Here is a 20,999-nt window from a genome sequence, read left to right as displayed (position 1 = left end):
TAAAAATCAGATGATTAATCAATATGAGTGTAAACAGATCGCAACTGCAAAGCTGAAAGTTATGATGATGCAGATATGCATGTTTTTCAACCCAGTTTCGCCAGGTATGACTAGAGGTTCCACAAATAAGGTAGATTTTAGAATTGACAAGTGAGTGTTTTACTAAAGTAATGTTTCACACTCCCCCTATCTCTCAACCAGAAATCAAGGGTTTCAACAGCTAGCAACTGCAAAACTGAAAGCTATGATGATGCAGATATGCAGGTTGTTCAACCTAGTTTCGCCAGATATGACTAGAGGTTCCATAAATAAGGTAGATTTTAGAATTGACAAGTGAGTATTTTACTAAAGTAATGTTTCACACTCCCCCGATCTCTCAACCAGAAATCAAGGGTTTCGACCATTTTGCCGGGTGAGTGAATAATTACTTATTAAACTAATAAAAAATTGAAATTATTATGGCATCACCCAAGAAAGTATTAATTATCGTTGAAAATCTCCCAGTTCCCTTTGATCGACGGGTATGGATGGAAGCAACTACTTTGCAAAAAGCTGGGTATGAAGTTACCGTAATTTCACCGATAGGTAATGGCTTTGAAAAAGATTACGAAATTATTGAGCAGATTCACATTTACCGTCATCCTCTACCACCGGAAGAAAGTTCGGTAATTGGCTATCTCCGAGAGTACAGTTGGGCGATTAACTGGCAATTCCGTCTAGCTCAAAGGGTATGGCGAGAGCGTGGTTTTGATGTCATACATATTTGCAACCCGCCCGATTTACTTTTCTTAGTAGCAGGATGGTTTAAATTATTTCATGGCACATGCATTATTTTTGATCATCATGACCTCAGTCCGGAGATGTATGAAGCTAAGTATCAACGGCGCGATATTTTTTATCATGGATTACGCTGGGCTGAACGCTTGACCTATGCCACAGCAGACATGACAATTTCAACGAACGAGTCACATCGAGAGGTAGCTCTTAACCGTGGGCACAAGAGGCCAGAGAAGGTCTTTGTAGTTCGTAGTGCGCCTGACCTTTCGCGCTTTCGCCGAATGCCCCCAAACCCCAATTACCGTAGAGGTAAAAATTATTTGGTAGGGTACATGGGTATCATGGGCGAACCAGAGGGAATTGATTATCTCCTGAGAATGGTATATTACATTGTCCAGAAAAAAAATCGCTCCGATATTCACTTTATGCTAATCGGTAGTGGGCCTGCTATTGAAAAACTCAAGGACTTATCTAAAGAGTTAGAAGTGACTGAGTTCGTAGAATTTACAGGTTTTAAGCAAGGGGAAGAACTTTTAGAGCGGCTTTCCAGCTGCGACGTCTGTGTAGAGCCTTCTCCAACATCTGCTTATAACGAAAACTGCACGATGAATAAAATCCTTGAATACATGGCAATGGGAAAAGCAATTGTCCAGTTTGATTTGCGAGAGGGAAGACGTTCTGCACAAGAAGCATCTCTTTATGCCAAGCCTAATGATGAGGTGGAATTTGCCGATAAAATTTTGGAGCTTCTAGATTCTCGTGAACGTAGAGAAAAGATCGGAGCCGAGGGGCGACGCAGAATGGAGGAGATCCTTGAGTGGCAATATCAAGCTCCGAAACTGTTAGAGGCTTATGATAAAATCTGGCAAAGTAGGTAGCTACTTTAAATTTCACAATTACTATTATCACTATTAAGTGAGGCTGGGTAATGAGTAGATGTTTATCCTCAAAAATCACAAACTGACTAAAGGGCGAGTTTTTAATTTACTTAGGAGCTTTGGCTAGGATGCTTGATCTGACAAGGTATATAGCCATATAATATCCAAGTAAAAAATTCAATCATTTGATAATCCAGAAATAAATTTTAATATTAATGGGTGATGGCTAATGCAAAAAGTTTTTAATTGAACGTCCTGTTGCTAAATGGTTGATTTATGCGAGAACTCACCTCAAATCCCAAATTTACCAAATTTAATTTTTTCCTCAATAGAGGTACATAGAGCACTGTTGCACATTTGTGATCAAATTGGGAATAAATTTTTAACTTAAATAGTTTATGCTGTTGTTATATTGTAAAATAATACATAATCAGTATCGTCAATTGCACTGCTTTGTCGCTGCTCTAAGTCAATTTTTAGTTTCTTGCTTAAGACCTGTACTTTGGAAGATTTATGTCAGAAAAATCTATGGAATCTAGAGAATCTATTGATTTAGACCTTAATCGTTACTTATTGATATTGAAACGGTGGTGGCTACCTGCTGTCAGTATATTTGTGGCTACAGTTATTCTGAGTGCTATATCTACAAAATTTCTGAAGTCAGACTATGAAGCAGAAGGAAAACTGTTATTCAGAGTTCCCTCTTTTAAAGTAGGAGGAAATAATCTTTCCCCTGGTACCTCTGAAGGAGGAGACTCAGGAGATTTGAAACCCTTGGTAGCAACTCAAAATCCCATAAGCAGTCAGATAGAAGTTATTTCTTCACCTAGTTTATTGCAGCGGACAATAGATAAACTAAAACTCAAAGATAACGAAGGTGAACCACTAGAAGTAAAAGCGCTGCAAAAAGCCCTGAGCCTAAAAATTATTGGTGGGACAGATGTATTGCGAATTAGTTATAGCAGCCATGATCCCGAAGAAGCTGCGGCAGTAGTCAATACAATTATGAGGTTTTATTTAGAAAATGATATTTTGACAAATCGCTCTGAGGCAGGAGCAACTCGTCAATTTATGGCCAAGCAGCTTCCGACAACTCAAGCCGCTGTTAATAATGCAGAAGTAGCGCTACGTATATTTAAGCAAAAGAATCACATTGCAGATTTATCAGAGGAAACAAGATCATCTGTTGCGACTATTTCAAATCTAGACAATGAGATGAATACTGTTAAGGCTCAACTGGAAGAGGTAAACGCTCAAACAAATGAACTGCGGCAGAAAGTAGAGCTAAATTCTCAAGAAGCGATCGCTGTGAGTGCCGTCAGTCAGTCACCGGCAGTACAGGGAGTTCTTACACAACTCCAAGAGACTGATCGGCAGTTAGCGATTGAGCGTAGCCGTTTCCTAGATGACAACCCGATAATTATTAACCTAGAAGCAAAAAAAGCTAATTTAAAATCTCTCCTGCAACAGCAAGTTGGTCAGACTATTGGCAATCAAACACAAGTTCCCCAAAGCCTATTGCAGATTGGAGAACTCAGACAAAGCTTGATACAAAACTTTCTGCAGTCAGAAATACAACGCTTTGGCTTAACTCAAAGACTCTCCTCTCTATATAACTCTCGTTCTAGCTACGAACAGCGGGTGAAACTCATACCCCAGTTGGCACAAAACCAGCGGGAGTTAGAACGGAAAGTTGAAGTTGCAGAATCGACCTATCAAACTCTATTGAAAAAGGTTCAAGAATTACAGTTAGTTGAAAATACAAATACACCTAGTTCCCGGATTATTGCTCAGGCTTTAGTGCCCAAAGATCCTACATTAGGCAAAATAATAATTGTTTTGGTGCTAGGAGTCATGTTCGGTTTATTTTTTGCCACCACAACTGTGCTCTTTCTAGCTATGAGAGATAGATCTCTAAAAACACTTAAAGAAATTAGAGATGTATTTGGATATACTTTGCTAGGAATTGTTCCTTTGTCTGTTAAAAAGCTTCGTTCCCGTTATTCAAATGCAGAATCAACATCTCAAACAATTGCCGTCAGAGATACTCCCCACTCTTTAACGAGCGAAATGTACCGGATGATTCAAGCCAATCTGAAATTCTTAAGTTCAGATAATTTGCTCAAAACCATTGTGGTAACTAGCGCAGTTCCTAAAGAAGGCAAGTCTACAGTTTCAGCTAATTTGGCAGCGGCGATCGCTCAACTAGGACGCCAAGTTTTACTAATTGATGCAGATATGCGAGTTCCTTCTCAGCATCATCTCTGGGAACTAACCAATGAAGTTGGTTTGAGTGAGGTTCTTGTAGGTCAGGCTGAATTTGACATTGCTGTATCTAAGGTAATGGACAACCTTGATGTTTTAACAGCTGGAGTTAGACCTCCCAACCCACTTGCTTTGCTTGACTCCAAACGCATGGCATCACTCATTGAGAGTTTCTCGTCTCAGTATAAATATGACTTTGTAATTATTGATGCCCCTCCACTGCTTTTGGCAGCCGATCCTTTGACTTTAAGTCAAATGACTGATGGTATTTTGTTAGTAGCCCGACCTGGGGTAATTGATTCTAACAGTGCTAATGCTGCTCAAGAGATGTTAGAGAGATCCAATTACAACGTTTTAGGTTTAGTAGTAAATGGAATCATTGATAAAAATGAATCTAGTAGTTATCGATATCATGCTCACGAATATTTTAAACCAAGAGAGTTGACAAAACAGCTTAAGGGACTTGCGAAGAAATAAAGCGTCCAAAAAATTATTTGGAGAGTTATATAGCGTCTCCTAATCATATAAGTTACATCTACAGTCCCCTCCCGGCAAGCGAGGAGGGGGTTGGAGATAGTTTTTTATACCTCACTCAACCGAGAACCGCTCCCCTATATCAAATCCAGATAAATATTTATTAATAAAGACTGACGCAAAGACGCAGGGAGTTTTAAATAATAAGTAATTAACCGGACTTACGATTATATAGCGGTCCTGTATGAGGTATATCTTCACGAGTATAGGAAGCGCTATATAGGAGCTATAGATAATATTTCAGGAGATAGTCCGGCTTAAGGCAGGAGTAACCCACGCTTCAAAACGTGGTATTGAAGCAAGGATGACACCAGATGCTCCACTTGGGTTTCCCTAAGGCACCGGCTACGAATGTATCTTGCGCTGCGCCTCTCAATACAATTTTTCTTTTTAAACTGGGTAATGACCCAGAACTAAAGTTTTCACTTATACTTTTTTCCTCCAGCAAGAACTGCCTTCTCTTATAAATGTGGTCTGTAGTTGATTACCAAATCACAAAAAATATGAAAAAGGGAAGGGCGAGTAAAAAAAATGGGTTGTAGACAAAAACTCTGTATAAATAAGGATTTTGCCATACAACCCAATACCATACTTTTAACTACTACCGCATTTCGTATGCTCCTCTATCGGTTGCATAACTAGACACACGAGGGTTTCCTAGAAAATCGGTTGTTAAACTACTCCACTTTAAACCACTATTAATTGCCGGACTCGTTGATTTCAATCTAAAGTCACGAGCCGAGGCATTAACAAACTGTGGATCTGCAATAATATCGCGAGATCCTGTCATCTTGATTACCGAATCCTTGCGATAAATATTGTAGTTATAAGTGACGTTGACATTCTTCATATTGCTATTCACAGCAATACCAGAGGAACCATACATGATATTATTGAAAATTCTGACATCAGATGAATAACCAGCATAAATTTCGCCCTTTCCCTTTTTTTTAATTTCTGGAGTTTGCTGATTCAAATATGCCGTATTGTTGATAATATCGACACGCTCACTATCATGGGCATGAATACCTGAACCGCCATTATTGTAGGTGATATTGTTAGCAACTAAAACCCGTCCTTTATATCCTTTTGAAACATCAACAATAATGCCATTACCATCTGTGATCCTTCCGGCTTCAATCCAAGGAACGTACATTCGATTGTTGTAGGTCTTGTTATTGGTCACGAATATCTTGTATCCCTGGTTGTTGTCAGAACTCCAATTATTCAGCATGGAAATGCCACTGCAACCATAGAGTGAGTACCAAGAGTTATTGAAAACAGTGTTATTATCCACTTTCACATAATCAGCCTTGATTGCTGAGATACCTGCTCCTCCACAATCATGCACTTTGTTATTCAGAATATTTATGTGATGAGAACGAGCATTGTTTCGTCCCTCAATGCTTATGCAGTTTCCGTTGGTAAGCGTATTTGATTTGTTATACTTCTGACTTAACGCATAACTAAGGGTGATATTAGCATTATTCCCTATGACCTCCAGCCCGTTAATCTCGATATATGAAGCTCCATTTGAAATCGAGATACCATTCCATGTATTGTGCTGAATTTTTGGAAAATGCCCAGGATATGCTTTAAATTTAATCCATGCATTTGCAGTTCCAGAACGTTTAATACTTAGTACAGACCCATCCTTGGGCCCATTCTTGTATTGCCCGTTCATAATAAGTACCGTGTCACCAGGGTTAGTAAGGTTTGCTGCCCTTTGAAGTGTCCTAAAAGCGGATGAGGTAGAGAGTCCGCTATTTCTGTCGTTTCCGGTACCACTAACATAGTATGTTGTCGCATTTGGAACAGCACTGATCAGCTTGCGGCTAAGTAGTGGTATTTCCTGAACAGTAGATGACTGACGAATATTTTTAACTAAAGACTCTGTTATTCTCTGTCCTTGAACCAGACCTGTTAATGCCCAGGGAAGTACAAGAGATGCGCTCAAACTGAGAAAACCGAAACCATGAATCATCATAGGGAAAAATAGGGTATGTTGCAAAAACTCAATCGTCAACGGTCAGTAACTCTAGCCTTAGTTAATAACCCTGTATTGGATACGGTCGTATAACTGTCACTTGTAAGTTTATACACGGTTTTGTAGGTTTACACCTGCGGATTTTCGCGTAAATATGGCTGAACCGCCTTTTGGGATTGTGTTCCAAAAAATGGTAAATATCTGGTAAAATTACTGAATAAAAATTATCAGTATCCAGAGTTACCCCATTCCTAGACACCACGCAACCGTACAAATGGCGTCATTTCCAATTCGACATCATTCTACTGTGTATACGCGGTATCTGTGGTTAAAATAGTATATCTGTCATCAATTAGTTAATTTACTTAAATAATTCTTATGATAATAAGAATCACTAAATAACTAAAAGTAACTTACAGACTAGCATCTACGTACTCTGCTGTCTAAAGTATTCTCATTATCATAAAAAATCCGAGTACTTACAACAAAGTTTGCAAAAGCCTATCAATGCACATTAAGAATTTACAGTGAGAGTTTTAAGGTTTACAGTACTTATCAATGAGTAATATTACTTAAAATTATTATAATAATGACGGATATAAAATACAATTTTCGAGGAAGCGATGCCTTCTGGTGCGTCCGCTATGCTTAACTTGCTTTTGATTCAAGGATAGTGCAATTTTAGGGATGAAGAGGGTTGGCCAACGCCCCTAATTTGCATCTATCTTTTAAACTAGAGTCCGAACAAGTTCAGAAGATTAAAGATAACACCTAGAGGTCCAGTTACAGTGTTTACGCTATCGCCAAAACTAGCTGCACCAGATCGGCTGACTACTACAACGTCATTATTGCGGAGTATAGGATTGGTTTGCTCATTAATCCCAGCGGAGAAATCCACTTTTACTATACGTTTAGTGACAGAACCATTAGGGTTGAGGCGAATCAAATCAACAGCCTTACTACTAGCTCTGGCATCATTAAATCCGCCAGCAGCGAGTATAGCTTGATTTAAAGAGCTATTCGGCTGAACGTCTGTTAACCCTGGTTTTTTAACTTCGCCTACCACACCAACTTGAATGCGTGTAGGAGACAAAGTAGTGGTAGCTAATTGAGTCGCTTCTGCGGGGTTGATTTCAGTTGCTGTCGGAATAACAATCGTATCTCCGTCTTGCACGATGATGTCTTGATTGGCGTCACCACTCTGCAATAGTTGCCAAAGATTAATATCTATAGCTTGTTCTGTGCCAGTTCTTGTAGGTCGGCGTAGTTTGAGATTACGAACATCAGCCTGTGCTGTAATTCCCCCAGCTAATTGGATTACCCGCGTCACATTTGGTAGACCAGTGGGACTGGCAGTGCCACTGTTAGCGGTTGCGCCCCCCTGGTTATCTGTGTTACCTGGGGTGACAAGATAGGAACCAGGACGGTTAACTTCACCAATAATTGTTACCGTGCGGGGTGTGGTTTGGCTAGCGGCGAAGTTAGCTGCAAATAGATTGCGGGATTCTGCTACGTTGAAGCTGGTTGCTGTTGGCACAACTATGGTGTCTCCATCCCGCAAGGTAATATCCTGTGATAACGTGCCTGTTTGAATAAGTTCCTTCAAATTTACGGTGACGGCTTGCTCTGAAGAACGTCCTGTTTTACGCCGTAATTGAACTTGAGTCACATCCGCAGCTAAAGTCACCCCCTGCGCTGTTGTTAATGCGGCTAATACAGTGGGGTATTGTACGCCTGGATTGTTCCCAGCGCCTCCGCTCAAGCTTAGAGTGTAAGCTCCAGGACGTGTCACCTCTCCAGCAACAAAAATATTGATGGGACGAGGCGATAACAGATTGACTGAGATCAAGGGACGTTTGAGGAAGCGAGCATATCTTCTAGCTATTTCGTCAGAAGCTTGTTCAGTTGTTAGCCCTAGTACTGACAAACTGCCAATTAAAGGTAGGTTGATTGCTCCACCTGGGGGAATTTGGTATTCACCTGTATATTCAGGTACTTCAAATACATTTACACGGATGAGATCACCACCCCCTAATAAATAATTAGTATCTATTTGTGTTTGTGTGGTTGGTGTTTGTGTAATTGGTGGTAATGGTTGTCCCTGAGCGAGACTGGCAGATGACACAGCGGCATTGACAGCAGTTAACAAAGCCACACCCACAACTGGCTGAGTTAGGAATTTAGACAAACTTTTGTTAAGCATATTTACCTGAGACTCTGAAACTACGATCAATAAAGTACTGTCTAAACATTTTTATTTTGACTATACCTAAGTATTCAAGTTCCCCGACACTCTTATTTTCCTAGAAAAGTGTGATTTTCCGGAGGAAATTTGTTTATTGAATTTAAATTTTTAGTGAAGTTAGCTTAAAGTTAACGCTGTTTGAATAGAACAATTATCAAAAAATATAGGATTTACGGAACTAAACGCAGTTTATACAATAAATTGTCTATTAGCCAATCAAGTACTTATGAATAAAGTTTTCTAGTCAAAGTAAATTTGATGACATTTAAACTATGATTTAAAATTTGCTATGACTACCAAAATTATGAACAAGTTCATTAAATAAATACAAATAACCTTGATAAATATGTCGGAATTTTATTTTTGTGAGTTGTGTTGGGCAAAGATGACTCGAAAAGACAGAAGTTTTGGGTTTTGTTCTTCAAGCCAACCGACAATTTACTATTTGGTAACAAGACTAATTCAATGAGTTATTTTTTCTTTCGATTTGTTGAATAAAAAATTCTTCTAGGGAGTGACGCGACAAGTTCATAGCGATAATTTTACCTTCCATGAGACGAAGACTGGCAAGAAAATCATAGTAATCATTTTGTAGTGTACCGTGCCAGGAACCATCAGGTTCAAATATGAGAGTGGGTATCCATTTTTTGAGAATTTCCCAGTCACCACCTTGACCTTTGACATGATATGTGTTTTCTTTGCCCAAGAGTTCATTGAGGGAACCAGAGCAAATGAGTTCACCTTGAGCGAGGATGGCAATGCGATCGCAAATCTGTTCTACTTCACTCAAAATGTGGCTGTTGAAAAAAATCGTCTTACCAGCAGCTTTGAGCGCCAGAATAATTTCCCGCATTTGGTAGCGTCCCACCGGATCAAGCCCAGACATCGGTTCATCCAGAAAAACTAAATCTGGCTCGTTAATTAGCGCCTGTGCCATGCCAACACGCTGTAGCATTCCTTTGGAATAGCGGCGCAAAAGCTTTTTACGGGCATCGACTTGGGATAAACCCACTAATTCCAGCAGTTGGGGAATGCGTTGGCGTTGGACACTTTGGGGAATTTGGAATAGTCCAGCGGCTAGCTGCAAAAATTCCCAGCCAGTGAGATAGTCATACAAATAGGGATTTTCTGGTAGATAGCCGATATGTTGCTTAACACTGCGATCGCCTATTGGTTTACCCAACAACGATCCCCGTCCAGATGTGGGATGAATAATTCCCAGCAACAATTTTAAAAGGGTAGTTTTACCAGCACCGTTTGGCCCTAGCAACCCAAAGGTTTCGCCTTTGTAAACTGTTAAAGAACAGTTTTTGAGAGATACGACTTTTTGATTTAGCCAAAAACCAGTGCGATAGACTTTTCGCAACTCAGAAGTTAGGACTACTGGCGGATTGTCTGTCGTATTAAGTTGAGAATTAGGGTCATCTGCAACAGACTTCATCTCGGTTAAATAACTATTTACCAGCTTGAGATTAATTAGAAGTTACCCGGTAGGCTGATAATAACCATCAACTGCTGGTGTGTCAATTATCGCGAACCGGGGACTGGGAAGACAAGGGTAGAGTTTTCTCGATGCCCAATCCCCAATCCCTAATACCCAATGCCCCATTTGACTCCTTTCATAGAACGCCCTTAGAACTAGGAATCACGCCAGCACGACGGGGGTCGATTTCCACCGCCAGCCGGGTTGCCCTCGCAAAGGCTTTAAATGTCGCTTCAATAATGTGATGGGAATTAATGCCATCCAGTTGCCGAATGTGCAGTGTCATTTGGCTATGGTTCACCAAAGCCACAAAAAATTCTCGTACCAGTTGGGTGTCATAGGTTCCTACCCGCTGAGTAGGAATTTGTAAGCCGTAGCTGAGGTGAGGGCGTCCAGAAAAGTCTAGTGCTACCTGAACTAAAGCTTCATCCAGTGGTGCGAGAAAATTACCAAAGCGGACAATGCCTTTTCTGTCGCCTAGTGCTTGGTTCAAAGCTTGCCCTAAGGTAATGCCTACATCTTCGTTCGTGTGATGGTCATCAATTTCCCAGTCTCCCTTGGCTTGGACATCTATATCAATCAGCCCGTGGGAGGCAATTTGATGCAACATGTGATTCAAAAACGGAACACCAGTTGCTGCTGTGCAAGTTCCTTTACCATCCAGGTTGATCGTAACTTGCACATCAGTTTCACCAGTGGTGCGGTGAACAGTGGCAATCCGAGGGGTTTGGGTTAAGCGATCGTAGTTTGAATTAATTTTGCTGATTTGCATGGGGAATGGGGCATGGGGCATAGGGAATGGGGAATAGGGAATGGACAAGAATTTTACTAATACTCAATGCCCTATGCCCTATGCCCCATTCCCAAATTATCTTACATTCCCATAATTTCATATCCTGCATCTACATAAAGAATTTGTCCGGTAATACCACTGGACAAATCACTACACAAGAAAGCCGCAGCGTTGCCCACTTCTAGCTGAGTGACGGTGCGTCGTAGGGGAGCTACTTCTTCTACATGATGGATCATATCCAAAATCCCACCCACTGCTGAAGATGCCAAAGTGCGTATGGGGCCTGCGGAAATGGCATTGACGCGAATATTTTGCGGCCCTAGTTCAGCAGCCAAGTAACGCACACTCATTTCTAAGCCCGCCTTGGCAATTCCCATAACGTTGTAGTTGGGGATTGCTCTGACACCACCTAAATATGTCAGGGTGACGATACTACCTCCCTCTGTCATCAAAGGTTTGGCTGCACCAGTTAACTGCACTAGTGAGTAGGTACTGATTTCTAAGGCGGTGTTGAAACCAGAACGAGAGGTTTGGCTAAAATCTCCAGTTAAATCGTCTTTGCTGGCAAAGGCCAGACAATGGATGAGAATATCTAGCTTTCCCCACTGTTCGCGGATTGTTTCAAAGGTAGATTGAATTTGTTCATCATCTTGGACATTACAGGGAAGAAATAAGCTGGGGTTGAGAGGTTCTACCAACTCCGCGACTTTTTTCTCCATCTTGCCACGTTCATCCGGCAGGTAGGTAATACCCAGGTTTGCTCCGGCTTTGTGCAGCTGTTGGGCAATGCCCCAGGCGATCGAGCGGTTATTGGCAATACCTGTAACAAGGGCATTTTTTCCAGTCAGATTTAGCATAGAAATTGTTAATGCGATCGATCATTAGGAGCATACTAGAATCTGAGGCACGTTTTGTCTTTGTTTTATACAGGATTTGCAAAAATGAATATTGATAAGGGTGTTTGCTGTGACAAAAATCTTGATTTTTTATAAAGATATTCTCAAGATATCTTTATTTGTTCTTCAAAAAACCTTTTGAATACAGCTATTGGAACTACTTATCAACAATTAGTAGCTGAAAGGATCAACAATTATGTATCATTATAAACAAACAGTTATGAAGAGATTAGTTTGAGTATAGGAAAGTACAGAAAGGTTGACGGTGCTTTATTCTTTTTTCGGGTGTATTCTTAGGTAATCAGTTTTTGTTTTTCCGGCATTGGGTAGGGGAAGGGAGATGATCGTGACACAAGATAAAGCCCTAGCAAATGTTTTTCGTCAGATGGCGACCGGGGCGTTTCCGCCAGTTGTGGAAACGTTTGAACGCAATAAAACGATCTTTTTTCCTGGCGATCCTGCCGAACGAGTTTATTTTCTTTTGAAAGGTGCTGTGAAACTTTCCAGGGTGTACGAGGCAGGAGAGGAAATAACGGTAGCGTTGCTGCGGGAAAATAGTGTTTTTGGTGTATTGTCATTGCTGACAGGAAATAAGTCGGATCGGTTTTACCATGCGGTTGCATTTACTCCTGTGGAATTACTGTCAGCACCAATTGAACAGGTAGAGCTAGCACTCAAGGAAAATCCAGAATTATCAATGTTAATGCTGCGAGGTCTGTCTTCGCGAATTTTACAGACAGAGATGATGATTGAAACTCTTGCTCACCGAGATATGGGTTCTAGGTTGGTGAGTTTTTTGTTAATTCTTTGTCGGGATTTTGGCGTTCCTTGTGCAGATGGGATCACTATTGATTTGAAGTTATCTCATCAAGCGATCGCAGAAGCAATTGGTTCAACTCGTGTTACCGTTACTAGGCTACTGGGAGATTTGCGTGAGAAAAAGATGATTTCTATCCACAAAAAGAAGATTACTGTGCATAAACCTGTTACTTTAAGTAGGCAGTTCACATAAAAACAATTGGAGAAAGGGGAATCGGCACGTGTTGTATTTTGAAAAATCACACTAATAGCTAGAGGTAAATCTAAAATTGAGTAATTTCAGCTATTGCCAATTTCCACTTGTTTCCAGACAATGCTTAAAAGTAGTAGGCTGTATCTGGAAGGATTTCGGTAGCTAAAGATGACCACCGGATACATCCTCATCGCAGCAATTTTGATTCTGGGAGGCGTAATTGCCACCGTGGGCGATCGCATCGGCACACGAGTTGGCAAAGCCCGCCTCTCACTTTTTAAGCTTCGTCCGAAAAACACCGCCGTAGTGGTAACAATTTTTACGGGTGGTTTAATTTCAGCATCAACTTTAGGGATTTTATTCGCTGCCGACGAAGGCTTGCGAAAAGGAGTCTTTGAGTTAGAGGATATTCAAACAGACCTTAGACAGAAGCGGGAACAGCTAAAAACCGCAGAAACTCAGAAAAGTCAGGTAGAGGGTGAGCTAAATCAAGCAAGAATTGCTCAAACCAAGGCACAACAAGACTTGCAAGCAATTAATCAATCCTTGCAGGCGGCAAATGCTAAACAGAGGCAAACACAAGCCCAGCTGAATCGCACCATTAGTCAACAAGCCCAAACCCAAACTCAACTCCAACGCACTCAAGGTCAGCTAGATCGGGTGGTAACTCAATACCAAAAAGCCATAGCTGAATTACAAAGCGTTTACGACCAGAGAAAGGCACTACAGGCGGCAGTTGAACTATTGAAGACAGAACGTCAAAGACTGTATGCGGAAGCGAAAAAAGCCATTGACGAAGCCAAAACAGCAATTGAAAAACGCGATCGCGAACTAGCTAACCGTCAAGAAGCCATAGAAGTGCGCGATCAAAAAATTGCCCAACTGGATCAACTAATTCAAAAGCGGAATGTAGAAGTTGCAGCGCGAGAGCAAGTGATTGTCAAACGGGAATCGCGCCTCAAAGAATTGGAAGCACAACAGGAGGAACTAGAACAGGAAGTTGCCAGGCTGGAAAAATATTATCAGTCCTACCGCGACCTGCGTCTGGGTAAGCTAGCCTTAGTTCGTGGTCAAGTTCTGTCCGCTGCTGTAGTTCGTGTTACCCAACCTGCTGCTGCTCGTCAGGCTGTGGTACAACTTTTACAAGAAGCCAATCGCAACGCCAACCTGGAATTAAGCGAGCCTGGTGCAAATCCTGCAAATGTAGAGCTACTGCGCGTGACCCAGGATAGGATTGATCAATTAAGCAAGCAGATTGGCGATGGTCAAGAATACGTGATGCGAATTTTCTCGGCTGGTAATTACGTCAGGGGAGAAAAGCAGATAGAATTTTTCGCCGATACAGCCCGGAATCAACTGGTTTTTTCGGCAGGGGCGGTGCTAGCCACGACTACTGCTGATTCCAAAACCATGACATCATATCAGTTACAGCAGCGGCTAGAAATACTGATTTCTGCTTCCCAATTTCGTGCCCGTAATGCCGGAATTGTTGAAAATGTCCAGGTAGATGGGACTTTTCTGCGCTTTGTCAGCCAACTAAGACAGTATAATGAACCCTTGGAAATAAAAGCGATCGCAGCAGAGGACACTTATACAGCCGGGCCATTGAGAGTAAGATTAGTGGCAATAGTCAACGGAAAAATTATTTTTAGTACTTAAAAAATTATTTGCACACTGTTATTAGTAAGATTTAAACATAATATTGAACAGCAGCCAAAATAGTTGTTGTAACTACATTTCTTCTCTAGCAGACGCTAGGCGAACATTTCTAATTTTTAATTTTTAATTTATTATGAATTTCCGTGAATTTTCACCAACGCAACCAGTCATCTTAGGGTTTGATCCAGGTCGAGATAAGTGTGGTTTGGCGGTGATGGGACTGGATCGGCAACTGTATTATCATCAGGTCGTGCTAGCAAAAGAGGCGATCGCTACCATTGAGACACTGCGTCAAAGGTTTCCGATCTCTTTGATGGTCATGGGCGACCAAACTACAGCCAAGCAGTGGAGACAGCAATTATATCAGGAATTGACAGAACCTCTGAGTATTATCTTAGTGGATGAGCGCTACACAACCTTAGAAGCACGCGATCGCTATTGGCAAATGTTCCCTCCCAAAGGGCTAATAAAGCTATTGCCACAGGGTCTGCGACAGCCACCAAGACCCATAGATGACATTGTTGCCATCCTCTTAATCGAAAGATACTTAAATCGCCTCACTGAATCAGCAGTCAGCCAATTTTAGATTTTAGATTTTTTCTTCAATCCCAAATCCAAAATCTAAAATCCAAAATTGAATCACTCCTAAGTTTTAAAGTTCCGCCCGAATCGTAAAAGCATAGTCTCCTCCAGGCTCTAGCTGATAATCTTGTTGCTCCAAAAATCGACCGAGGGGTTCTTTGATTAAGGCGCGGCCTTGGGAAGGCTTGACGGCAAGTTCTCCCCGGCGAAAATGCCACTGGAAATGCCACTCAAACTCACCCGCATTCACTTCGCCCTCAAGGAAGCCGTGTTGCCAGGATTGGCGGGTAATTCTGACATGGGCAATGGTTTCTGGCAGACGTTTTGCACTCACAATGCTTTATGTCAAGTGTGGAATAACAGCCGTTCATGTAGGCTACTTATTTTATTTACCAAACATAGCTTAATTAGACAAACTGACAAAGTGGGTATTTGTAGTTGAGTCGGTTGTGTTGATGAGCAAAACGACTTCAGTATCCTGAAGTCGCACGTAGGCGTAGCCCGTCGTAGAGATTGAAAAATAAATTAAACGAGAAGCTTCTAGCGCGATCGCACTTCAACTACTGGCACATTTCAGCAATCGTTCCCATTCGCAACGCGAAGCAGTCTCTACCGTCAATACCCAAGTTACCAGCGTCCAACACTCCTGCTAGAATTGCGTCACTGAAGGTCTGCAAAGCCAACAATATATATGTCGCAAGATAGCTGCTTTTTAAATCTATATATGATTAACAAGTTGAACAAAAGTACCTGAAGCACAGAATAAATTAAAAACTACAGATAAAAAGGCTTCATGACTTACGCATAGACGCTTGTATGATCGAGCAGTGCTGCAAGAAAAACTATGTCGAACAGCAACGCCTATAGGAATAGGGGGAATGTCTGGTGGAGTCTTCAGAAAAAACTAAAAAAGCGGCTTTTTATAAGTTAGTAGTACTAAGTGTATTTTCATAAATAACTTTATATATTTTAGCATTTTATTTCATTTTACTGCCTACAAAATTTGTCAAAAATGATTTAAGTATAACTATTATTGATTACTATTTATGTGATCCTCAATTCCCTGACTCAAGTAAGATGTGCGCTCACTATTGAAATCGATATTATATTTATTAAATGTCAATTCCAGTTTACGTAATGAGGTAAGTAATGGCGATTAAATTGAAAGTTCCGAATATTAAAGGTGATGAGTGCGCCGAGAAAATAACTAAATCTATTCTGACTATGGAATCTGATGCCAAAGTAGATGTGAACGTTGATACTAAAACCGTAACTGTAGACGCTGCGGCTTCTGAAGAGTCAATTAAACAGATGGTTCAAGCTGCTGGTTATACTATAGAGGGCTATTAATTAAATTTCTAAATTTCCTCATAAATTTAGATGGAATAATTTAGCCAGCACAATTGCTTAATGATATTTACGCCCGTAAAATGGGCGTAAATATTAACAGACTAATCTACTTGATCGCAAATATTACTCCTCTGATAGCAGGGCAAACGGATCTAAATATTGACAAGTCTGAATAAGAGTTAAATTTACCAATACCACAATCAAATATGATTTTAATAAAATTAAATGTTAAATCTCGTGTTAATCATGATTATTAGGTAGAAGTTAGAGGCAACCAACGGCTGTCTGTCAAATAAATTGGTATTCTCACACCCAGCAGAAACAAAAATTACATTCACTTATTCTCAAGTTTAAGTACTAGGGAGGATTTATGATGAATAGCTAACTGATAGATAATTGGGGCAGAAAGCTATAGCTAGAAGCATGGAAACCAAACAGCTAGGAAAAACAGGTATCTTTGTGAGTGCGATTGGTTTGGGTGGTATGCCCATGTCAATTTCTAATCGCCCTCCGGAATCGCAATCAATTCAAGTTATTCATCGGGCCTTGGATTTGGGTATTACATTTATTGACACTGCCGATTCTTACTGCAAAGATGAGTCAGATAAGCACCACAATGAGCAGCTAATTCACAAGGCGCTTACTAGTTACAAAGGCGATGTTAGCCAAGTAATTGTGGCAACTAAGGGCGGGTTGATGCGTCCCGATGGCAACTGGACAAGCAACGGCAACCCAGAACACTTACGCCAAACAATTAGAGTCAGTTTTGAGGCGTTGGGTGGTGTTAAACCCATCGATGTTTGGCAATACCATTCTCCCGATACTAATTACACTATTGAGGAATCCCTTGCGCCTGTGAAAGAAGCAGTGGAGGCTGGTTTGATTCGGTTTGTGGGAGTTTCTAACTTTTCTGTTGAACAAATTAAGCGATCGCAGGATATCGTGAATATTGTCTCAGTGCAGAATCAATACAGCCCTTGGCAACGACAGCCAGAAAATGACGGCGTGTTGAAGTATTGCGAACAGCAAGGATTGACCTTTTTACCTTGGAGTCCCTTTGGTGGTAGTCGTCGCCATCAGGACTTGCAAGATATTTCTGCGATCGCTAAGTTAGCTAAAGAAAAAGGCGTGTCGGTGTATAATATCGTTCTAGCGTGGTTGGGTTCCAAGTCGTCTGCTATTTTGCCAATTCCTGGTGCTAGCAAGGTTTCCAGTATTGAAGACTCGGTACAAGCTATGAATGTGAAACTATCTGACGAAGAAGTGCAAAAAATTGATCGGGCAACTTAATTACTTCACTGGCTAACTATGTTGCCAAGGCTGGACGATGATGAATCCAAGGGTTAGCCGCTTCTAATTGTGCTGCTAGGCTGATGAGTGTGGCTTCAGCGGCAGGTTTACCAATTAGCTGCACACTGATGGGTAAACCCTTACTATCAAAGCCTACAGGAATTGCGATCGCAGGTTGTCCAGTTGCATTGGCAGGTGGACAAGGGGCAACCCATTGCATAATATTTTGGAATGTCTCTTCTGGACTCAGCGAAGCCCATTCCCCAACGCGGATGGGTGAATGTAGATAAACTGGCAATACCAGTACATCCACAGTATCGAAAAACGCCACAATCTGACGTGCTACTATTTGCATTTGAGAAACTGCTTGCAGGTACTGGGCAACGGAACCTGTGCGTGCAAATAACCAGCGATTCATTGTTTGCAAAGCTTCAGCAGGAAGTCCTGATGCCGCCACCCCAGCTTGCCAGACGATTTGAAATGGTTCAATTAAACCGCTAAAATCTGGAGATTTCTGTTCAACTTGGTGTCCGAGTTCTTCTAATAACTGGACGGTTTGGCGGACACCTTGCTGACAGTTGGCGTCAGCTTCTCCCAAAGGAGAAATGCTAGTGTCAAAGGCAATTCGCAAAGCACCGAGTTTTGTCCCAGTCGCGGCGAGAAATGATGGTTCGGGATCTGGCAACCAGTAAGGATCGCCTGTGACATAGCCAGATATGGTATCCAAAAAGGCCGCAGCATCAGCGACAGTCCGGGCGATCGGGCCGTTGGCGGCAATTCCAGCCAGGCGTTCGCCTACGGGTGCTTTACTGACTCTGCCCCTGGATGGTTTGAGTCCTACCAAACCACAACAAGCCGCAGGGCCACGAATTGAACCACCGCCATCAGAACCTTGAGCGATCGCACACAATCCCGCTGCTACTGCGGCCGCTGCGCCACCACTGGAACCGCCAGGGGTGTATTCTAAATTCCACGGATTTCTGGCTGGGGGAAAACCCGTAGGTTCGCTGTATGGCAAAGAACCTAATTCGGAAGTGGCTGTTTTACCAAGAATAGTAAATCCAGCTTGCTTAATCTGCGTTACTACACCATCATCATAGTTAGGGATATTATTTAGTAATGCTGGATTCCCATAAGTACAGGTAACACCTGCTACAGCATTCAGGTCTTTAATGGAAATCGGCACGCCAAAAAATGGCGGTAGTTCTGAGGTAGTTGTCAATAATTCTGTTTTGGCTTTGGCATCTGCGATCGCTAGTTCTGCCGTCACCGTAAAATAACTTCCTAATTGGGGATTTAACTGCCCAATCCGTTCTAAATATATTTCCACCAACTCCAGCGGTGATACTTCTCGGCGACGAATTAATTGCGCCAACTCTAGTGCTGGGGTAAATGCTAAATCAACTTCATTCATAGGTTAGTGAATGGATAATTTTGTCTTTCTCTAGGATTTTTAAACTGAAATTGTTACTTTAGCAGGATTTACGGGAACTATACATTTTATAGATCCTGAGATTTGTGACTCAACTATAGGATTCATATCTGATTTTTGAACAATATTTCAGATAAAACCCTGATAAAACGGGCTTTTCAGTCTCACTATGTTTTCAGAAATCAAATCGGATTCCTATAGGATGCTCAGATGCTACAGGTGTGGTTATATTCTTACTCAAGCCATTTTAATTGTTTCGCATAAACTTTCGACAAATCCCTAAGGGGTATTTATGGCTAACCTAGAAATACTTGTTAGTGAATTGCCAACACTAATTCCGAGTCTAAAACTGACTATTGGCGATTCTAATCAAATCATGCAACAAATTATCCTGATCAATGATGCTCAGGAACAACTACGGAATATTAAAAAATTAATCGCTCAGGAATTGAAATTTGATCGCATCAAAAATTCTGCGATCGCTACACTTCCTAGAATAGGTACGGTAGCTAGTTTATTTATACCTAGCGTGGGATTAGTAGATCCAGCGATCGCAGAAAAATTTGGCAACTCAGAAACCAGAGTTTCATTAAATGATTTACAAATAAAAATTGATGCCTGGATTGAATGGGGTTACTTTTTACAAGCAATAGCTGCTGATATTCTCAGTGATGTTCAGTTAGTCAATCAACTAAATTATGATATTAATCATCTAAGTCTAACCGCCAATATTCAGGTAATTGCTGAAAACTTAAAAATTAAGTTAAACTTGGAAAATTCTCATATTTTAAAACGTCAAATTCAAAAGATTAGCAATTCTCAAAAGGAGCTATTACAATTACAGCAACAATTAACTTACATTGTTAATACTATTAAAAATAGTCGTAGCTTCTTAAATATTTTATTAGGTGTGTCTGCTTTCTATGGGAAATCTGGCTTCGCATTAGAGTGGTTAGATGATGACCACGAATTAATCATATCGAGTGAGGGAAAATTTCAAGAATTGACAAATATTCTCAATGATTGTGATTTTTTCCAAGAACAACTTGCTACTTTAATTATTCAGGGTGAAACTGTAAGGGAACAGGGAGAACAAGCCCTAAAAAAAATTGAACAGGAAATTAGTAAAGAAGCAATTATTAGCCCGCAAGTAGAAATAATACCAAAGTTTTCGACACAAAAAATAGTACGTTCAGCTTTGCTCATAACCGCAAGTTTATTAATCTTGAGTTTTGCTAGTTGGAAAATTAAAGAGCAAAGTCCACAATTGCGGCAGATGAGTCTAAGTTTAACTCAAGAAGGAAGTGCGAACGCTAAGTTTAAATCTGCTCAAAAACTCGGCATGGAAGCTGCTTCTCTGGTTCAAAAGCCACCCCATCCTCTAAAAGTCTGGCAAAAAGCAGAAACTAAATGGTATCAGGCAATAAACTTGTTAGATAGTATTCCTGATGATACATCAGTTTATAATCAGGCACAAAAGAAATTGGCTTACTATCAAATTAACTATAAATCTATCAGTCAAAGAGTGTTAATTGAAAAGCAAGCCTTAGCAAACTTAGAATCAGCCCAAAAGCTAGCAACAGAAGCTAATTTATTTGTCCAAAATTCGCCTCATTCACTACTAAGTCGGCAGCAAGCGCAAGATAAATGGCAGCAAGCAATCAATTTACTAGAAGCGATTCCAGAAAGTACGTCTGCCTCTATCCAAGCTAAAGAAACGCTTCCTATTTATAAAACTAACTATGCGGCTATCAGTCAAATATAGCGTTTATCGCTCAGATGAGTGTCAACTTGAAATGGATGGGGAAGTAAGTTC

At 40.9% G+C, this 20,999-nt stretch carries 15 protein-coding genes; 8 read left to right on the top strand and 7 right to left on the bottom strand.

The features are described 5' to 3' along the window. Window positions 1-458: 458 nt before the first annotated feature. A complete protein-coding gene (locus V7K62_RS00170; RefSeq protein WP_334860534.1) occupies window positions 459-1,655 on the top strand; it encodes a glycosyltransferase family 4 protein in 1,197 nt (398 codons plus the stop codon). A 513-nt stretch (window positions 1,656-2,168) separates the two neighbouring features. Further along, on the top strand, window positions 2,169-4,397 hold the full coding sequence (locus V7K62_RS00165; protein ID WP_334860532.1) for a GumC family protein: 2,229 nt from the start codon (window positions 2,169-2,171) through the stop codon (window positions 4,395-4,397). Between the two features lie 658 nt (window positions 4,398-5,055). On the opposite strand, the gene V7K62_RS00160 is transcribed toward V7K62_RS00165, so the two are convergent. The 5 genes from V7K62_RS00160 to fabI all read right to left on the bottom strand — a co-directional run bounded on the left by V7K62_RS00160 (window position 5,056) and on the right by fabI (window position 11,819). Further along, entirely contained in the window at window positions 5,056-6,480 is a 1,425-nt protein-coding gene (locus V7K62_RS00160; RefSeq protein WP_334860530.1) for a choice-of-anchor Q domain-containing protein, read from the bottom strand. 694 nt (window positions 6,481-7,174) lie between these two features. Continuing rightward, on the bottom strand, window positions 7,175-8,644 hold the full coding sequence (locus V7K62_RS00155; protein WP_334860528.1) for an SLBB domain-containing protein: 1,470 nt from the start codon (window positions 8,642-8,644) through the stop codon (window positions 7,175-7,177). A 499-nt stretch (window positions 8,645-9,143) separates the two neighbouring features. Further along, window positions 9,144-10,127, bottom strand: a complete 984-nt coding sequence (locus V7K62_RS00150) for an ABC transporter ATP-binding protein (RefSeq protein WP_334860526.1) — start codon at window positions 10,125-10,127, stop codon at window positions 9,144-9,146. Window positions 10,128-10,305: 178 nt separating this feature from the next. Then, on the bottom strand, window positions 10,306-10,941 hold the full coding sequence (gene hisB, locus V7K62_RS00145) for an imidazoleglycerol-phosphate dehydratase HisB (RefSeq protein ID WP_334860524.1): 636 nt from the start codon (window positions 10,939-10,941) through the stop codon (window positions 10,306-10,308). A gap of 101 nt (window positions 10,942-11,042) precedes the next feature. Next, entirely contained in the window at window positions 11,043-11,819 is a 777-nt protein-coding gene (gene fabI / locus V7K62_RS00140) for an enoyl-ACP reductase FabI (RefSeq protein ID WP_334860522.1), read from the bottom strand. A 379-nt stretch (window positions 11,820-12,198) separates the two neighbouring features. Here fabI and ntcA point away from each other — a divergent pair, with 379 nt between their 5' ends. From ntcA to V7K62_RS00125, 3 genes are all read left to right on the top strand, one after another. Beyond that, on the top strand, window positions 12,199-12,870 hold the full coding sequence (gene ntcA / locus V7K62_RS00135; RefSeq protein WP_094347373.1) for a global nitrogen regulator NtcA: 672 nt from the start codon (window positions 12,199-12,201) through the stop codon (window positions 12,868-12,870). Window positions 12,871-13,038: 168 nt separating this feature from the next. Continuing rightward, window positions 13,039-14,529, top strand: coding sequence for a DUF3084 domain-containing protein (locus V7K62_RS00130; protein WP_334860520.1), 1,491 nt, complete (start codon window positions 13,039-13,041; stop codon window positions 14,527-14,529). A gap of 133 nt (window positions 14,530-14,662) precedes the next feature. Next, the gene (locus V7K62_RS00125; RefSeq protein WP_334860518.1) at window positions 14,663-15,115 is read left to right on the top strand and encodes a resolvase; all 453 of its coding nucleotides are present in this window, start codon (window positions 14,663-14,665) and stop codon (window positions 15,113-15,115) included. A 66-nt stretch (window positions 15,116-15,181) separates the two neighbouring features. Here the strand turns inward: V7K62_RS00125 and V7K62_RS00120 are convergent, their stop codons facing one another. Continuing rightward, on the bottom strand, window positions 15,182-15,445 hold the full coding sequence (locus V7K62_RS00120) for a DUF3146 family protein (RefSeq protein WP_118171445.1): 264 nt from the start codon (window positions 15,443-15,445) through the stop codon (window positions 15,182-15,184). An 815-nt stretch (window positions 15,446-16,260) separates the two neighbouring features. Here V7K62_RS00120 and V7K62_RS00115 point away from each other — a divergent pair. Both V7K62_RS00115 and V7K62_RS00110 read left to right on the top strand, forming a co-directional pair. Beyond that, complete coding sequence (locus V7K62_RS00115) at window positions 16,261-16,461, top strand: heavy-metal-associated domain-containing protein (RefSeq protein WP_334860516.1); 201 nt, start codon at window positions 16,261-16,263, stop codon at window positions 16,459-16,461. A 423-nt stretch (window positions 16,462-16,884) separates the two neighbouring features. Then, window positions 16,885-17,751, top strand: coding sequence for an aldo/keto reductase (locus V7K62_RS00110; RefSeq protein ID WP_334860515.1), 867 nt, complete (start codon window positions 16,885-16,887; stop codon window positions 17,749-17,751). A gap of 16 nt (window positions 17,752-17,767) precedes the next feature. Here the strand turns inward: V7K62_RS00110 and V7K62_RS00105 are convergent, their stop codons facing one another. Continuing rightward, on the bottom strand, window positions 17,768-19,165 hold the full coding sequence (locus V7K62_RS00105; protein ID WP_334860513.1) for an amidase: 1,398 nt from the start codon (window positions 19,163-19,165) through the stop codon (window positions 17,768-17,770). A 310-nt stretch (window positions 19,166-19,475) separates the two neighbouring features. On the opposite strand from V7K62_RS00105, the gene V7K62_RS00100 reads away from it, so the two are divergent. Further along, window positions 19,476-20,948, top strand: coding sequence for a hypothetical protein (locus V7K62_RS00100; RefSeq protein WP_334860511.1), 1,473 nt, complete (start codon window positions 19,476-19,478; stop codon window positions 20,946-20,948). Window positions 20,949-20,999: the final 51 nt, after the last annotated feature.

Origin of the sequence: Nostoc sp. (assembly GCF_036917935.1) — a bacterium.
Classification (GTDB): Bacteria; Cyanobacteriota; Cyanobacteriia; order Cyanobacteriales; family Nostocaceae; genus Nostoc.
The sequence above is the reverse complement of the archived record's forward strand: the minus strand, read 5'-3'. Positions and strand labels throughout refer to the sequence as shown.

Bases quoted from the DNA above. Each gene is read 5' to 3' on its own strand.
- V7K62_RS00170 (WP_334860534.1), top strand. From the start codon at position 459: ATGGCATCACCCAAGAAAGTATTAATTATCGTTGAAAATCTCCCAGTT.
- V7K62_RS00165 (WP_334860532.1), top strand. From the start codon at position 2,169: ATGTCAGAAAAATCTATGGAATCTAGAGAATCTATTGATTTAGACCTT.
- V7K62_RS00155 (WP_334860528.1), bottom strand. From the start codon at position 8,644: ATGCTTAACAAAAGTTTGTCTAAATTCCTAACTCAGCCAGTTGTGGGT.
- V7K62_RS00150 (WP_334860526.1), bottom strand. From the start codon at position 10,127: ATGAAGTCTGTTGCAGATGACCCTAATTCTCAACTTAATACGACAGAC.
- hisB (WP_334860524.1), bottom strand. From the start codon at position 10,941: ATGCAAATCAGCAAAATTAATTCAAACTACGATCGCTTAACCCAAACC.
- fabI (WP_334860522.1), bottom strand. From the start codon at position 11,819: ATGCTAAATCTGACTGGAAAAAATGCCCTTGTTACAGGTATTGCCAAT.
- ntcA (WP_094347373.1), top strand. From the start codon at position 12,199: ATGATCGTGACACAAGATAAAGCCCTAGCAAATGTTTTTCGTCAGATG.
- V7K62_RS00130 (WP_334860520.1), top strand. From the start codon at position 13,039: ATGACCACCGGATACATCCTCATCGCAGCAATTTTGATTCTGGGAGGC.
- V7K62_RS00125 (WP_334860518.1), top strand. From the start codon at position 14,663: ATGAATTTCCGTGAATTTTCACCAACGCAACCAGTCATCTTAGGGTTT.
- V7K62_RS00115 (WP_334860516.1), top strand. From the start codon at position 16,261: ATGGCGATTAAATTGAAAGTTCCGAATATTAAAGGTGATGAGTGCGCC.
- V7K62_RS00110 (WP_334860515.1), top strand. From the start codon at position 16,885: ATGGAAACCAAACAGCTAGGAAAAACAGGTATCTTTGTGAGTGCGATT.
- V7K62_RS00105 (WP_334860513.1), bottom strand. From the start codon at position 19,165: ATGAATGAAGTTGATTTAGCATTTACCCCAGCACTAGAGTTGGCGCAA.
- V7K62_RS00100 (WP_334860511.1), top strand. From the start codon at position 19,476: ATGGCTAACCTAGAAATACTTGTTAGTGAATTGCCAACACTAATTCCG.